The following is a 15,075-nucleotide window of genomic DNA, read 5'->3' as shown; positions in this document are numbered from 1 at the left end:
TCAGTCCTCCTCTCCAATTTCCGCAAAGTTTTTCAGAATGGCAAGCCCAAGATCTGAGCTCTTTTCCGGGTGGAACTGGCAGGCGAACAGATTTCCTTTTTCCACAGATGCATGGATGTGTGTACTGTACTCTGTCGTTGCTTTTACAATTTCCTCCTCTTCTGCTTTCAGATAGTAGGAGTGGACAAAGTAAACATACGATTCCTGCGGGATGCCTTTGAATAAGCGTCCACCGTTCTGCAGATGGATGGAATTCCAGCCCATGTGCGGAATCTTTAAGCCCTCTTTGTCCGGAATCCGGAGAATTTCTCCTTTTAACAGGCCAAGGCCTGCAACGCCCGGGCTCTCTTCGCTGCGTTCAAACAGGATCTGAAGTCCGAGGCAGATTCCAAGAAACGGAGTCCCTTTTTCTACGATTTCATGAATAACCGGTACCAGATGATAGCGGTTCAGATTTTCCATCGCATCTCCAAAGCTGCCGACACCCGGCAGAACGACGTGATCTGCGCGTTTTAACACGTCTGGATCCCTGGTCAGTACAACCTCTTTTCCAAGGCTTTGAAAGACTTTTTCCACGCTTTTTATATTTCCGGCATCATAGTCGATCAGTGCAATCATAGGTGGGTCCTCCTCGTTTGTTATTTCAGTCCACGCCCCCTGTCATTGGGGGCATCTCTGCTGTTCTTTTGCAAACAGTACACTTCATTCTAACATACCGTTTTCTAAAATTCAAATTTTGAAGGTTATAAAATTATACAAAAATGCAGAAATTCTTAAGATTTCTTTTACTCCCGCTCCTTTCTTTCTTTTTATACTGGACAAATGGCGGGCATCACGCTACAATAAGAGCGTTGCACTAAGAAACGATAACATTTTGTGAAAAACGAGAGGTGTATATGATTACCAAATATCTGATTGTATTTTTGATTTCCATGGTTCCGCTCATCGAGCTGCGTGGTGCGATTCCGTACGCGGTAGCTTTCCATATTCCGACGCTTCCGGCCTATCTGATCGCCGTCATCGGAAATATGCTTCCGGTTCCGATTATTTTCCTGTTCGCTCGAAAGGTTCTTGTCTGGGGATGTGATAAAAAGTATATCGGAAAATTCTTCACCTGGTGTCTGGAAAAAGGCGAAAAAGGCGGGGAAAAACTGAAAGCAAAAGCCGGTCGCGGACTTCCGCTCGCCCTGCTGCTCTTCGTCGGCATCCCGCTCCCGGGAACCGGCGCATGGACCGGCACACTGGCCGCAAGTATCCTCGATATGGACTTTAAGACCAGCGTTCTCGCCGTCATGGGCGGTGTTCTCCTCGCAAGCGTCATCATGCTGCTTGCAAGTTCCGGCGTATTCGGGGCAATTGGAGCGCTTCTGACGTAAACGGCTCTGATTCCGTTTCAATTCCATAAAATTTGGCTTACAGCCGCACAGATTTGTTTTTCCGATCTGTGCGGCTGTTTTTGTATAACTTTTTTCTAACAGAAATTTTCCCTGCTGTTTCCTGTTCACGTTTTTCCGGATCGAATTCTGTTTCTTTTCTTCCAGTATTTTCTTGTGCTATTTTCATTTTTTCTCTTGAACATTCGTTCGATTTATGTTACACTTTCTTTATCGAACAGTTGTTCTTTTTGTAAAATACCTGTTATCTTATTGTTTTACTTTTATTCGTATTCATTTGGACATAGAAAGGAATTTTTCTGCCATGCAGTTATCATCACAAACACTTTCTCTCTCCGAGAAGCTGAATCTTCTCGCTGACGCGGCCAAATACGACGTTGCGTGCACTTCCAGCGGTGTGAACCGTGCCGGAAAACAGGGACATCTCGGCAATTCGGTCTCCTGCGGTATCTGCCACAGCTTTTCTTCCGACGGACGCTGTATCTCTCTGTTGAAAATTCTGCAGAGCAACGACTGTATCTACGACTGTAAATACTGTGTCAACCGCGCCGGGAATGACCGGCAGCGCGCCACGTTTACACCGGAGGAGGTCTGTACACTCGTCACGGAATTTTATCGCCGAAACTATATTGAGGGACTCTTTTTAAGTTCCGCCGTCTGCAAAAATCCTGCCCATACGATGGAGCTCATGTACCGCACTCTGCATCTTTTACGTAATCGTTACCGCTTTAACGGCTACATCCACGTCAAAGCTATCCCGGGTGCACCCGCCGAGCTGATCGAAAAGACCGGCTATCTCGCCGACCGCATGAGCGTCAATCTGGAACTCCCGACCGGAGAAGGGCTGCAGAAACTGGCCCCGCAGAAGACACAGAAAGCGATTATAAAACCCATGCGCCAGATCCAGTCCGGTATTGTAGATTACCGGCTGACCGCAGGGAAAAGTGCTTTTTTAGAGCGTTCCTCGGGAAACCGCTATCTCTCCCACTCCATTTTCGATACACGAAAACAGATTTCCGCCTCCGCTGCCGATCTGGGCTGGATCTCTTCTTCCTCCGCGCGGTCGCTGCCGGAAAAGGAACGCTCTGCTCCCTTCGTTCCTGCCGGCCAGAGCACGCAGATGATCATCGGTGCGACAAAGGAAAACGATTACCAGCTTCTCTCCACCTCACAGCTTCTCTACCAGCAGTATGACCTGAAGCGCGTCTTTTACTCCGCCTACATTCCGGTCAACGAGGATTCCGCCCTGCCCTCACGTGAAACCAAGCCGCCGCTTCTTCGGGAACACCGCCTTTATCAGGCAGACTGGCTGCTCCGCTTCTACGGTTTTCAGGCGGATGAACTGCTCGATGAAGCCCACCCGAACTTCCATGCACAGCTCGACCCGAAATGCGACTGGGCACTGCGCCATATGGAGCTGTTTCCGGTGGAGATCAACACGGCTGAGTATGCCGACCTTCTGCGCGTTCCCGGCATCGGGCCGAAATCGGCCATGCGGATTGTAAAGAGCCGCAGAAGCTCCCATCTTTCCTTTGAGCACCTGAAAAAGATCGGTGTGGTGCTGAAACGCGCCAAATATTTTATCACCTGCGAGGGAAAAATGATGTATCACATGCGGCTGGAACAGCAGTTTCTGACCCGGCAGCTCACGGGAGAGGAAGCCGCCTCCAACTGGGAGGTTTCCCATCCGGAACAGTATCAGCAGCTTTCTCTGTTTGATGCTGCCGTACCTGGGCATATATAATCCCGGGCGTTCTTTTCATGGAAAAGCCTTTTTGCTGTATCTGCGCTTTTTTGCAGAAGGCTGTTGTCTGTATCAATTGATTTCAGAAAGGATTTTATTATGACTGTTTACACCTGCAGCCCGGATCTTGCGTCGATCCTGACCTGCATCTATGAAGCCTGGAATTCCCGTGTCGGCTACCGCAATGTACGGCTGATGACGGAACCAGTCGGCAATCTGGAGCTGTTCTGCGATTACTGCCATGTTGAGCCGGACACAGAAAAAGCCGCCAGCGTCACGCGATCCATTCAAAAGAAGATCGGCGCAGCAGCCTGGCGGCTCGTCTATCTCTGTGCAATGTCCGAGAGAAGCGACGCTCCCGACATCATTTATCGTTTTCTGCTCTACGGCTTTTCCTATGGAAAGGATACTCTGCATATGCTGCAGGAACCGGCGGTATTCCACGCTTTTGAAGTTTCCCGTCAGGTCACAAATGAAGCGCATTTGTTCCGGGAATTTATCCGTTTTGCAAATATTTCCTCCGGTTTTCCGATCCTGGTCTCGCATATTTCCCCGAAAGCTAATGTGCTGACCCTGGTCGCTCCCCATTTTTCTGACCGGCTCCCCTCAGAAAACTGGATGATTCTCGATGATAACCGGCAGCTTGCCGTCGTGCATCCCGCTGACCGGCCCTTTTATCTGACCCGTCTTTCTCCGGGTGAAATAGAACGCCTTTCCCTCACGGAATCCACTTCGGATCCTTACGAAGAACTCTGGAAAGGATTTTTCACCGCAATTGCCATCAAAGAGCGTTCCAATCCCGACTGTCAGCGTACGCATCTGCCGCTCCACTACCAGAATCATATGCCGGAATTTAAAAATCTTTAGAGTCTTAGAATTTTTCCAGCTGTTCCATGTTCAGCACAAACACAGTACAGCCTCCTGTCTGGGTATCAATCGGAACAGAGTAATTTCCGCCCGGGCAGAAGTTTCCGCTTTCCATCGGGGTGGCCGCATAGGTAACTGTTTTCCGAAGCCCTGCTTCCTGTTTTAAGATCGCAAGCACAGCGTCGAGCTTATGATCATCGGTTCCGATCAGCAGTGTTGTGTTCTTCTCCTTCAGGAAACCGCCGGTCGTGGCAAGCTCCGTCACAAAAAAGCCTTTTTTGTTCAACTCGGCAATGGTGTCTGCCTCGTCCTCTTTCCGTAATACAGCAACAATTAACTTCATACAAATTCCTCCTCGCATCCTCCGGTCAAACGGATTCTGATTTTTGAAAAGTCAGCTGCTTATGCCGTATGGCACATTGCATTTTTCTGTTTTCACAGTAAAAATAGCATAATATCACGGAAAAAGAAAGTCTTTTTTTACTTTTTCACTTCAAATCCGTATGACACGGTTCCATTTTCGAATACCGCGTCCACTTCGTAGATGTAGCCGGCCTCGGCTCCCGGAATGCTCCAGCTCTCCGCATGCTCCACAGAAACGCTTTCTCCCTCCGGGTAACCATTGCCAAAGTTCTGCCCCCGGTCTTCGGCCGGCCATCTTTCTGCTGTGACAGAATCCGGCTCCTCCGAGAAGACAAGCTCCAGATCGGTTTTTCCTTCGTCATTTTCTATATTCAGATCACTCAGTTCCGTCCATTCCAGAATGAACGCACTGTCCGCAACGACGTTCTGACCATTGCCGTCCTCATCAACATAAGACCAGGTATAACCTCCCTGTGTTGCCATAGCTGTCACCTGGGCATTTGGCTGTGTGTAGCACAGATTCAGAAACGGAATTTCCGATGGATCCTTTTCCGGCAGAATCTGGGAAAGTTCCTCATCGAATTTTTCTGCATCCGCCTCCGTACCGCCGCTGATTCTCATAATACGGCTGATACCCGGATATTGTCCCGGATAGGAGTTCAGCATAATACCGTCGCCCTCCACTTGAAGAAAATCTCCTTTTTTGATCTCGGACGGATCAATGGCATTTCCATTTTCATCGTAAAGTGTGTCGGACGGTGTATGTGTCACATAGATGTTTCCGTGTTCCAGATCTCCCAGGTACCATAACCCGGAATCTTCTGCAAGAAATACGGCTTTCTGTACTTCTTCTGCCCTATTGCTGTCCTCTGCAGCACTTTCTGTATCTGCATTCAGATTTCGGTCCCGTTCCGTTTTCATATAGATTCCGCCTCCAATCAGCACGGCGGCAACTACAACACCGGTCACTCCAAAAATAACTGCGTTTTCTTTTTTCATAAGCGTATTCTTCCTTTCCTGTTGTTTTCCCGTTTTTTTTACACGACTTGTTTTATCTTTCTGCAAGACATGCAAGAAACTGCTCCCCGTATTTTTCAAACTTGCTCTCGCCGACCCCGGAAACAGCCAGCATTTCCTCTTTATTTGACGGTCTCTCTACCGCCATCTGGATCAGTGTTTTATCCGAAAAGATAATATACGGAGGCACTTTATGCTCCTTTGCAAGCTCCATCCGAAGTGCCCGCAGTTTTTCGAATACCACGGCCTCCTCGTTGGAAAGCTCCTTTGCCGCTGCCGAGGTTTTTGTCTTTGTCTTCTCTTTTGCGGCTTTCGGAATCCGTTTTTCTTCTTTTGCCATCTTCATCAGCATCGTGCCGTCCTCATCCAGCAGCTCCGCCGCTTTTGGCAACAGGCGCACAATGCTGTATGTGTCGGCCGTTACATAGAGATATTCCCGAACCTGCAGTTCATTTAAGATCTGCCGCAGCCGGTAGACCGGCTCTTTTGCCAGTTCCCCGTAATGGGAGTTTTCATCCATGCGGTACTGGCGGATTTTCGCGGTATTCGCACCGTGCAGGGTATCGAGAATCACCGTCGTGCCGTACCGCTGACGGCATTCCCGCACACAGCCAAGGATTGCCTTTGCCGTCGCTGTCGCATCCACCGTTTCAAATTCCGAGAGGCAGCTGGAACAGTTTCCACAGTAATTGGAACCGTATTCCCCGAAATACCGCAGGATATAATCTCTGAGACACTCATGGGTGAAACAGTAAAACGTCATTTTCTTCAGCCGTTCCTCCTCCCGCTGACGGATCAGCGCTGTCGTCTCGGGATCCTCACTCTCCTGCGCCATGTTTTCGATAAAAAACTGGTTTGTGATCACATCCTGTCCCGCGTACAGCAGAATGCATTCCGCCGGAAGGCCATCCCGTCCCGCACGGCCGGCCTCCTGGTAATAGCTTTCCATATTTTTCGGCATATTATAATGGATGACGTACCGCACATTCGATTTATCGATTCCCATACCAAAAGCGTTTGTCGCTACCATGATCTGCTTCCGGTCATAAATAAAATCTTCCTGGTTTTCCTGCCGTTCCAGGTCAGAAAGACCCGCATGGTATCTTGTGACAGAATATCCTTTCTGCTCGAGTTTCTCACAGACCTCCTCCACATTTTTTCTGGTCAGACAGTAAATAATTCCGCAGTCCGCCTCGTGCTCTGCAAGGAATGATTCCACGGCTGCGAATTTATCTTTCGGCTGCTGTACCGTAAATTTCAGATTTTTCCGGTCAAAGCCTGTGACCAGACGTACCGGATCACGCAAAGACAGCAGTGCTTCGATATCATCCCGTACCTCTTTTGTTGCCGTTGCCGTAAAGGCACCGATCACCGGCCGTGCGGGAAGCTGCTCGACAAACTCTGTGATTTTCAGGTAGCTTGGGCGGAAATCCTGACCCCACTGGGAAATACAGTGTGCCTCATCAACACTAATCATCGAAATTTCCATCGACTGCACCGCGCACAAAAATTCCGGTGTCAGAAGGCGTTCCGGGGCGACATAAATAATCTTGTACCGGCCCTCCATGGCAAAGCCGAGTGCCTTCCGGTACTGCGCCGCACTTAAGGAGCTGTTCAGAAACGCAGCGTGAATCCCCGCCTGGTTCAGGGTCGATACCTGATCCTTCATCAGAGAAATCAACGGTGATACCACCAGGGTAATTCCTGGCAGCAGAAGCGCCGGAATCTGATAACACAGCGATTTTCCTGCTCCGGTCGGCATAATGCCGAGCACGTCCTGTCCGTTCAGAAGCGCATCCACCAGCATCTCCTGCCCCTCTCGGAAGGAATCGTAACCGAAGTACTTTTTTAAAACCTCATATTTTGTCATCTTGTTTTTCTCTGCCCTTTCCATCCACTCTACCTCCATTGTGACATAGATTGCAGGTAAAGTCAAACAGATGTGTGCCGCATGTTTTCTTTCATCCATACATATATTGTCTCAAAAAGTCCTGGAGGGGGATTTTATGCGTTCTCTTTCACCCCTTTCCCGCCGGATCCTGAAAAAAGCCGGTATCGCCGCCGCTTTTTTCTGCTCCGCTTTTCTTTTTGGCTCTGTTCTGTCCCACTTTACCTGCCGTGCGCTCCGAAAGGCAGCCCCAGTTTTTCTCTCTGCTGCGCCGGAGACACCTGTTTCTTCCGTTTCGATGCCCGTCCTCTCCTCTGCTGCCGAAAACTGGGGGCTCTCCTTCCCGGAAAAAGGGAAGACTCCCGTCGGCAATGCTACATCCGAAGAGCTTGCCGCCTACAACGCCTGGTTTGCCGCTTCACCGGAAGAAAACATCATCTATCTGACGTTTGACTGCGGCTATGAAAACGGCAACACCCCGGCGATCCTTGACGCACTCCAGAAGCATCAGGCACCCGCAGCGTTCTTTGTCGTCGGCAATTTTCTCTCCGACCAGCCGGATCTTGTCAAACGCATGGCGGCAGAAGGCCATATCGTCGGAAACCACACCTGGTCGCACCCGGATATGTCCAAAATCTCCACGCAGGAAGCCTTCTCCGAAGAACTGAACCGAGTCTCCACTCTTTATCAGGAGACCACCGGCCAGGAAATGGTGAAATTTTACCGCCCGCCGCAGGGAAAATACAGCACACAGAACCTGCAGATGGCAAAGGACCTCGGATACCATACGTTTTTCTGGAGTCTCGCCTATGTAGACTGGTACCAGGATCAGCAGCCAACCCACGAGGAGGCTTTCGAAAAGCTGACCGGACGCATTCATCCCGGCGCCATCGTTCTGCTTCATAACACCTCCTCAACCAACGCGGAGATTCTCGATGAGCTGCTGACAAAGTGGGAAGAAATGGGCTATTCTTTTGGCTCTCTGAACCAGCTCACCGTGAAATCTGCCTGAATACGTTTTCTCATGTTCCTCCCCTGCCTCCGTTTTTCCTCTGTTCCGACTTTTTTATGCTGCTCTCAAACCTGACTGCCCCTTCTTTTACTGTTTTCCAGAGCCGCAGCACACAAATCAGGTTCGGCACCGCCATGCAGGCATTGGCAAGCTCTGCAAAGTTCCAGACGATTTCTGCCACACAGACACATCCTGCTGATGCTGCAAAGCAGAAGAAAACACGGTAAACCATTCCGAAACTCTCCTTTTTCACCAGCCAGACAAACGCCTGCTCCCCCTGGTAGGCCCAGCCCGCCATCGTTGCAAACGCGAACAGCAGAATCCCGATCGTAACAAGATAACCTCCCGCCGGTCCGAACACACTTTCAAATGCCCGGATTACCATCGCCGCGCCATCCGCTTTTTCCGCTTCCGCTGCCCGCTCTGCCGCCCCGGTCACTCCGACGGCAAGACCGGTCACAAGGCAGATTACCATGGTATCAACAAACACACCGGTCATACTGATATATCCCTGCCGCACCGGATCGTCCGTCTGCGCCGCAGCGGCACTGATTCCGCCTGCTCCCAGCCCCGCTTCATTGGAAAACACACCGCGGGAAACCCCATACCGCAGAGCCGGCGGCAGCAGGGCAATTCCGGCTCCCACTGCGCCTCCCGATGCCGCCCGGAAAGAAAATGCATTCTGCACCATCTCGGACAGCGTTCGCGGAAGCTCGCCACCATGCAGACAGATCACAATTCCTGCCCCGCACAGATAAAAGAGCGCCATCCCCGGTACCAGCACCTCCGCCGCTTTTGCAATGGAACGCAGTCCGCCTGTCACAACGAGCAGCAGAAGAATCGTCAGTACCAGTGCACTTTTTTCTCTTTCCACGCCAAAGGTATCCTGCATCGCCAGCGCAATCGAGTTCGCCTGCGTCATATTTCCCATTCCGAGCGATACTAGAACGGCACTCCCGGAAAAAAATACAGCCAGCACCTTTGCCAGTTTTTCCTCTGGAAAGGCTCTCGTCAGCGTTACCATCGGACCACCGCAGTAGGTCCCGTCTTTCTTTTGCATCCGGTACTTCACAGAAAGAAAGCTCTCCGAAAATTTCAGTGCAAGTCCTATCACCGCTGCCAGCATCATCCACACCAGTGCTCCCGGACCGCCAAGTGCCATCGCCGAGGCAACGCCCACGATATTGCCTGTCCCGATCTCTGCTGCCAGTTCCGTCATCAACGATGCGAACGGCGAAACACCTGCTTCTGTTGGTTCCCCGGTGCGCCTCGCTCTGCGGCCAAACGCTGTCCGAAGTGCAAAAACCAGACGGCGAACCGGCAGCGCACGAAGCTGGATCATCAGAAAAATGCCTGTCCCAAGCAGCAGAAAAAGAAGCGGCGGCCCCCAGGCGATTTCATTCGCCTTTTTTAGAAATGCATGGATTTTTTCCAGATTGTCTGCACTCATTTTCCTTCCCCGTACATCACAACGTTTTCTTTGCACTTTATGCAGAGCTGTGCAAAAAAAGAACCCGACAGCGGCCTGCAGCCCCGTCCGGTTCTTTCTGTGTTCATCCTATTTTACTGTATTCTGCTTTCGCCCGTTCTCAGGATTCCTGCTCTTTTAAATCGTCCGCCACCAGAACGCCCGCTTTGAAGCCCATCAGCATCATCTCGAGCATTTCCGCATCGTAATTGCGGTATTTCAAGTAATAAAACAGAGAATCCAGATAGTTCAAGAAGCCCTTTTTCGTTTCCGGGCTTAAAATCACCCGTTTTCCGTCACCCATCAGATACTTTGCAATGCGGGAAAAGACAAATTTTTCATTCAGAAATGCCATCGCATCCGATGTCTCATCCTCCACCAGAATCTGGATCGGTTTTCTCCGCAGCAGCCAGTATGTCTCATAAGAGATTACTTTCAGCGAATTGATATGTTTCGCCTGGTGAAAATGTTTCAGGCGGGAAATATCCGTGAAATAGTCCAGCACCGCATGGCTTAACAGCGATTCACTGATCTGGATTTTCTCGCGAATGCCGAGACTTTTGGCAAATTCTTCGATCTCTTCATAAAAAACGGCATAACGGCTCTGAATCACTTCCTCAGAAAATTCTTCCAGGAGTCCGTCGTAGTTTGTATATATTTTTTCTATTGTATTCATTTTTCCTCCCCGGGCAGATTCAGAATTTCATAACAGAGTTTCGTCCGGACAAAGTCGGTATATTCGGTCATCTCGCGTTTTTCCATCGTTCCATAGCGGATCGGCGAAGTATTTCCCATCAGATGTTTTCGGATTTTTCCGGCTTTGACTGCCGCCATCATATTCTCCGCAGAATTCTCCGCTGCATGGGAGAATCCCATACGGCCCGTGTTTCTTCCATCCATTTTTTATCCTTTCCCATTTCTGAAAAGCAGTTTTATTCTTTCAGTATGCTCCAGACGGCATCATCCATCGTATGAATTTCGTTCAGATCGCGTTTTTCCACCGCTGCCTTGACCTGCGGTTTTAATTCACGCTTGCGCACGATCGTTTCCTTGCTCTGGAACTTCTCATCCGGCACAACCTGGAGACGGCGGTAGAACGATCCCATCTCATCTCCCATGCCCGCCAGACGGTTCAGCAGCTCGGAAAACTCGGTCAGCATGGCGTTTCCCTTGCGCCGCGGATAAAGAATGCTGTGGTCAATCTCTCCCCAGCCCTCCTCGAACAGCGTCTTAATCTGAATTTCAATATAGACGCCGCGGTAAACGACAATGTAATGCACCGCACGGTAATGTTTCCGGTCCAGAATGTTCTCCTCCGGAATCCAGTTCACATAGATGTCGGCGTAATCGCCAAGTCTTGTATGGACTTTCGGCGGCTCTGCCATATAGCCCGACGCATTTTTGTCGTAGTCGCGGCCGTAATCACGGATGTATTTTTCCGGATCGTTTTTAAACCAGTGGGTAATATATTTATGGAAGTTTACCCAGTCCTCCCGATACAGCAAAAGTCCCCGGATTCCGATCAGGTCTGTCACATAACGCATATAGTTTGTCGCATCCATTTTCCGGTATTTTGCATAATTTTCCAGACGCTTGCGCACCAGCTTTTCCACCAGGTGTTCGGTGTCCTTCAGGCGGCTGTGGTACGACTGCAGTCCGATCTCTTTTTCCTTGTCCTGCAGAAATTCTGCCACAAATTCTTTTCGGATCTTTTCCAGCGTCGGCCGGCGCCGTTCATAATCATCCGCAATTTCCAGCAGTTCTTCCCAGGAAATATCTGCTTCTTCAAATTCCTGCGGCAGAATTCCAAATTTCTGCAGAAACTCGTCCTTTGTCAGATACACGTAAATTCCTCGCTCTCTTTGTCAATTCAACGTACAGGTTTCTTTTTTTTCAGAACGCACCCCGGAGAAACCCGGCCCCGCTGCGTTCTGACGCACCGGAGAGATTATAGCACATTCATCCCCGCTTCACAAGTAAAATCTTTATTTAAGAATGCACATTTCCACTTTAATCTTTCTGCCAATTTCTTAAACTTTCCTTAAGCTGTCTTGATGTTTCACCTGCCCCATGGTAAGATAATCGTGACTTGGCAGAATTGTCTGCTGTTTACACTTACATTAAGAGGGAGGTCTTTTTATGTGGACACGAGAGCAACTGAAAACCCGCGGAAAAGCCGCATTTTTACGCAATTACTGGATCTGTGTGGTAGCAGCCCTGATTCTGACGCTGCTGGTCGGAAGCGGTACTTCCAATTCCGGAAATTCCAATAATGGAAATCAGCACAATACGTCCAGTATATCCGGATTTACCATTTCTTCCGATAACCTTAATGTTGCATCTTTTGCTGAAAGATTCACCCCGCTTGGTCCGGTTAAATTTGTTTTTTCTGTTTTCGGTGGTATTGTGCTTCTTATCATCGGACTTGCATTTATTCTCATCGACATTTTTATCCTGGCTCCCTTCGAAGTCGGAGGCGCAAGGTTTTTCATCGAAAACTCAATGGAAAAAGCGGGACTTGGCTATATGCTGTCTGGATTCCAGAATGGCGCCTACGGAAAAACAGTCTGGACTCTGTTTTTGATGAAGCTTTACACTTTCCTCTGGTCGCTGCTTCTTATTATTCCTGGAATTGTAAAATCTTATGAATACCGTATGGTACCGTATCTTTTAGCCGACTGCCCGGATCTTTCCACAGAGGACGCATTTCGGATCAGCCGTGAAATGATGGATGGTGAAAAAATGAATGCCTTCATCCTGGATCTTTCCTTTATCGGATGGAAGATTCTCTCTTCCATCACCTGCGGTCTTGTCGGTCTCTTCTATGCGAATCCGTATGAGTACGCAACCGATGCCGAACTGTTTCTGATTCTGAAACAGAATTACTTCTCTGGCCGCAGTTACAGCAATACGTATCAGACTTACTAAATGGGATCAAAAAATCAGGTGCTTCTCTTTTTGGGAAACACCTGATTTTTTATAATCTCTTACTTTTTCTGTATCTCGTTTAGATATAATCTTTCATTTCAAAATACCGCATCAGAATATCTGCGCAGTTCTCGATGCCAAGATCCGATGTATTCAGGATCATATGATAGTTATTCACATCTCCCCATGTTTTTCCGGTATTCTTGTAATAATACTCGGCACGCTGCTTATCGGTCTCTTCCAGCATCACCTCAGCAGCTTCTCTTGTCAGAGAAAACAACTTCATGATACGATTGATGCGATCCTCTTTGTCCGCGCAAACGTAAATATTAATGACGTTGCTCTTATTTTTCAGAAACTCCGAAGCGCACCGTCCAATAATAATACACGGCTGTTTTGCCAGTTCGCGGATCGCATCCGCCTCAGATTCAAAGGCATTTTCACGCATGCCGTGCTCTACATCGTCCTTATCATATACCGGGATATGCAGTCTCTCGGAAAGTTCTTTTGCAATAATACTCGCCCCTGTGCCAAACCGGCGGCTCATCGTAATAACTAAGTTCATTTGCCACTTCCTCCTTCGCACTTCTCATAACGCAAACAAACGCCTTATGACAAATCAAAAAATTTTTCTTTCGCTGTCTTTCATTATAACAAACCCCCACCGAAAACTCAAGGTTTTTCGACAGGGGTATTGGCGTGCTATGCGATTGTGATTTCTTCTATTTTCTTCTTTCCAAAATGGTTAAACAGCGCGATCACTCTTCCCGTGCAGACCATGGCTACAACAGTGCCGATTCCGATTCCCACCGGTCGTCCTGCACCGATCATTCCGATAGCAAGGGCAAGGACAAGAAGCCGGCTTCCCATCTGTTCAGGTACCGGGAGAACCCGGTCAAAGATGGTAATAAAGGCGCTGGTCAGGTAGCTGGCCGCAACCTGTAAGAGCTGGAACGGTGGAAATTTTCCTTTCAGCAGCACAATCCGCAATACGATAAAGATCAGATACGCCACAAAGACTGCCGTTCCTGTTTCATAGCCAAAAATCTGTGCCACAGCGTACGGAATGGAGATGATGGGCGACACGCCGAGGTTCGTCTTTGTATTCAATGTGATGCCAAGTGCCAGCACAATAATTCCAACCAGATAAAGCGCAATACGCAGCATCTATTTCTTTTGCTTTTCCTGCATGATTTTTCTTCCTCTTCTATTCCTGTTCTTCTTCCAGTACACATCCTTCCGGCGCGTAAGTCTCAAACAGCCAGTCCTCGAGCGCATTCAGGTTATCGTCGGAATGCTCAACCTCGCGTGCGTAACGCCAGGAAAGCTCCTCAACGTCATGCATGGAAAGTGTTTTTCCGTTTTCCAGCCACCGCGCAAGCAGGATTTCCTGGATCCAGCGAACGGAGAAAAGGGCAAGTTCCATTTTGGAACAGACCATATCATCGTAGACGGCACCGCAGAAATAGGTATAGGCGAAGAACATCAGAAGCTGCTCGCCTATGTTTTCCCACTCGGCACGACGGCTGCTTTTCGCTCCAAAGGTGCGGTGGAATTCTTCACAGATGGCCTGGTAAGCAGATTCGCCGTTCTGGTACAGCACTTTTTCTGTACCGTCAAGCACCTCATCCCATTCCGGGCGCAGGCGCTCGAGGCTTCGGAGAACAGCCAGTTCTTTTCTCTGACGTTCCCATACGTGGAATCCCGCAGCGTCCACACCTTTTTGGGCCAGACTTTCCGCCGCGCACTCGCTTAAGGTTCCCTCTTCCAAATGCTTCTCATATTTCCGAAGCAGATCATCAATATCGTATTCCCGCTGTTCTTCCATGCAGATCTGATACTGTTCGGCAAGCTGTTCCGCCGCCCTCATGCGCTCCTGCAGCGGCATCGTACGGTTCTGCAGAATTTTGAACAGAACATCTCTGGTATCTTCCAGCTGCGAGAACATCATGAAATCGAACTCTTCGAAATCATCCTCCTCGTCGGTCTCCTCCGCAAGGAAGCGCACCGGCTCCTGGCAGGACAGAATGATTCGCGCCGCCTCCGGGCAGGAAAGGGACAGGGAAAGCTCCCGCAGTCCCTCATATTCTTCCGTATGTCTCGGGTACAGACGGCACGTATCGCAAAGCGCATCCGGGCCCAGTGCCTTGTAGAGGTCACAGAGATTCTCATCATTCAAAAAAGCACAGCGGCGGTTCTTCTGATAGAAACACTCCTCTTCCCAGTCGATGGAATTGCGCAGACGTTTTCCAAACTCGCCCTGCTCCTTTCCGTACCGCTCCAGAGAATCCTCGTCGATCACAATCTGCCAGCCGGCGCAGCAGGTATCCGGACAATCTCCTGCTGTGCATGTAAACTGATCGTAAAAATGTGGTTTCAAATATCTCATGTTTT

At 49.4% G+C, this 15,075-nt stretch carries 16 protein-coding genes; 5 read left to right on the top strand and 11 right to left on the bottom strand.

Annotated elements, in window-relative coordinates; genetic code table 11:
• Entirely contained in the window at nt 1-618 is a 618-nt protein-coding gene (gene hisH / locus DXD92_RS05595; RefSeq protein ID WP_118640248.1) for an imidazole glycerol phosphate synthase subunit HisH, read from the bottom strand.
• A 278-nt stretch (nt 619-896) separates the two neighbouring features.
• Between hisH and DXD92_RS05590 the strand changes: the two genes are divergently transcribed.
• From DXD92_RS05590 to DXD92_RS05580, 3 genes are all read left to right on the top strand, one after another.
• Complete coding sequence (locus tag DXD92_RS05590; protein ID WP_117814485.1) at nt 897-1,376, top strand: COG2426 family protein; 480 nt, start codon at nt 897-899, stop codon at nt 1,374-1,376.
• A gap of 322 nt (nt 1,377-1,698) precedes the next feature.
• A complete protein-coding gene (locus DXD92_RS05585; RefSeq protein ID WP_118640247.1) occupies nt 1,699-3,138 on the top strand; it encodes a putative DNA modification/repair radical SAM protein in 1,440 nt (479 codons plus the stop codon).
• Between the two features lie 99 nt (nt 3,139-3,237).
• On the top strand, nt 3,238-4,005 hold the full coding sequence (locus DXD92_RS05580; RefSeq protein ID WP_118640246.1) for a TIGR03915 family putative DNA repair protein: 768 nt from the start codon (nt 3,238-3,240) through the stop codon (nt 4,003-4,005).
• A 4-nt stretch (nt 4,006-4,009) separates the two neighbouring features.
• Here DXD92_RS05580 and DXD92_RS05575 read toward each other — a convergent pair whose 3' ends face one another.
• The 3 genes from DXD92_RS05575 to recQ all read right to left on the bottom strand — a co-directional run bounded on the left by DXD92_RS05575 (nt 4,010) and on the right by recQ (nt 7,255).
• On the bottom strand, nt 4,010-4,348 hold the full coding sequence (locus tag DXD92_RS05575; RefSeq protein WP_055227503.1) for a cyclic-di-AMP receptor: 339 nt from the start codon (nt 4,346-4,348) through the stop codon (nt 4,010-4,012).
• A gap of 137 nt (nt 4,349-4,485) precedes the next feature.
• The gene (locus DXD92_RS05570) at nt 4,486-5,367 is read right to left on the bottom strand and encodes a hypothetical protein (RefSeq protein ID WP_118640245.1); all 882 of its coding nucleotides are present in this window, start codon (nt 5,365-5,367) and stop codon (nt 4,486-4,488) included.
• Between the two features lie 52 nt (nt 5,368-5,419).
• Nucleotides 5,420-7,255 carry a DNA helicase RecQ gene (recQ, locus tag DXD92_RS05565; RefSeq protein ID WP_118640268.1) on the bottom strand — a complete coding sequence of 612 codons (1,836 nt, stop codon included), beginning with the start codon at nt 7,253-7,255 and terminating at the stop codon, nt 5,420-5,422.
• Nucleotides 7,256-7,391: 136 nt separating this feature from the next.
• Between recQ and DXD92_RS05560 the strand changes: the two genes are divergently transcribed.
• A complete protein-coding gene (locus tag DXD92_RS05560) occupies nt 7,392-8,285 on the top strand; it encodes a polysaccharide deacetylase family protein (protein ID WP_243104846.1) in 894 nt (297 codons plus the stop codon).
• A gap of 10 nt (nt 8,286-8,295) precedes the next feature.
• Here the strand turns inward: DXD92_RS05560 and DXD92_RS05555 are convergent, their stop codons facing one another.
• The 4 genes from DXD92_RS05555 to DXD92_RS05540 all read right to left on the bottom strand — a co-directional run bounded on the left by DXD92_RS05555 (nt 8,296) and on the right by DXD92_RS05540 (nt 11,597).
• Nucleotides 8,296-9,735, bottom strand: a complete 1,440-nt coding sequence (locus DXD92_RS05555) for an alanine/glycine:cation symporter family protein (RefSeq protein ID WP_118640244.1) — start codon at nt 9,733-9,735, stop codon at nt 8,296-8,298.
• 139 nt (nt 9,736-9,874) lie between these two features.
• Nucleotides 9,875-10,429: a hypothetical protein gene (locus DXD92_RS05550; RefSeq protein ID WP_022461914.1), complete on the bottom strand. Its 555-nt coding sequence runs from the start codon at nt 10,427-10,429 to the stop codon at nt 9,875-9,877.
• Nucleotides 10,426-10,653 (bottom strand): hypothetical protein, encoded by a 228-nt coding sequence (locus tag DXD92_RS05545; protein WP_118640243.1) that lies wholly within the window; start codon nt 10,651-10,653, stop codon nt 10,426-10,428. The genes DXD92_RS05550 and DXD92_RS05545 overlap by 4 nt, the downstream gene beginning before the upstream one ends.
• Before the next feature lie 32 nt (nt 10,654-10,685).
• Nucleotides 10,686-11,597 carry a RelA/SpoT domain-containing protein gene (locus tag DXD92_RS05540; protein ID WP_243104844.1) on the bottom strand — a complete coding sequence of 304 codons (912 nt, stop codon included), beginning with the start codon at nt 11,595-11,597 and terminating at the stop codon, nt 10,686-10,688.
• A 295-nt stretch (nt 11,598-11,892) separates the two neighbouring features.
• Between DXD92_RS05540 and DXD92_RS05535 the strand changes: the two genes are divergently transcribed.
• Nucleotides 11,893-12,681, top strand: a complete 789-nt coding sequence (locus DXD92_RS05535; protein ID WP_118640242.1) for a DUF975 family protein — start codon at nt 11,893-11,895, stop codon at nt 12,679-12,681.
• 79 nt (nt 12,682-12,760) lie between these two features.
• Here DXD92_RS05535 and DXD92_RS05530 read toward each other — a convergent pair whose 3' ends face one another.
• From DXD92_RS05530 to fliB, 3 genes are all read right to left on the bottom strand, one after another.
• Nucleotides 12,761-13,246, bottom strand: a complete 486-nt coding sequence (locus tag DXD92_RS05530) for a cytidylate kinase-like family protein (RefSeq protein WP_118640241.1) — start codon at nt 13,244-13,246, stop codon at nt 12,761-12,763.
• 137 nt (nt 13,247-13,383) lie between these two features.
• Nucleotides 13,384-13,848 carry a hypothetical protein gene (locus DXD92_RS05525; RefSeq protein WP_118640240.1) on the bottom strand — a complete coding sequence of 155 codons (465 nt, stop codon included), beginning with the start codon at nt 13,846-13,848 and terminating at the stop codon, nt 13,384-13,386.
• 40 nt (nt 13,849-13,888) lie between these two features.
• Nucleotides 13,889-15,070 (bottom strand): flagellin lysine-N-methylase, encoded by a 1,182-nt coding sequence (gene fliB / locus DXD92_RS05520; protein WP_118640239.1) that lies wholly within the window; start codon nt 15,068-15,070, stop codon nt 13,889-13,891.
• Between the last annotated feature and the right edge of the window lie 5 nt (nt 15,071-15,075).

The organism is Blautia sp. TM10-2 (assembly GCF_003480845.1).
GTDB lineage: Bacteria > Bacillota > Clostridia > Lachnospirales > Lachnospiraceae > Fusicatenibacter > Fusicatenibacter saccharivorans.
This window is presented reverse-complemented; position numbering and strand designations above follow the sequence as displayed.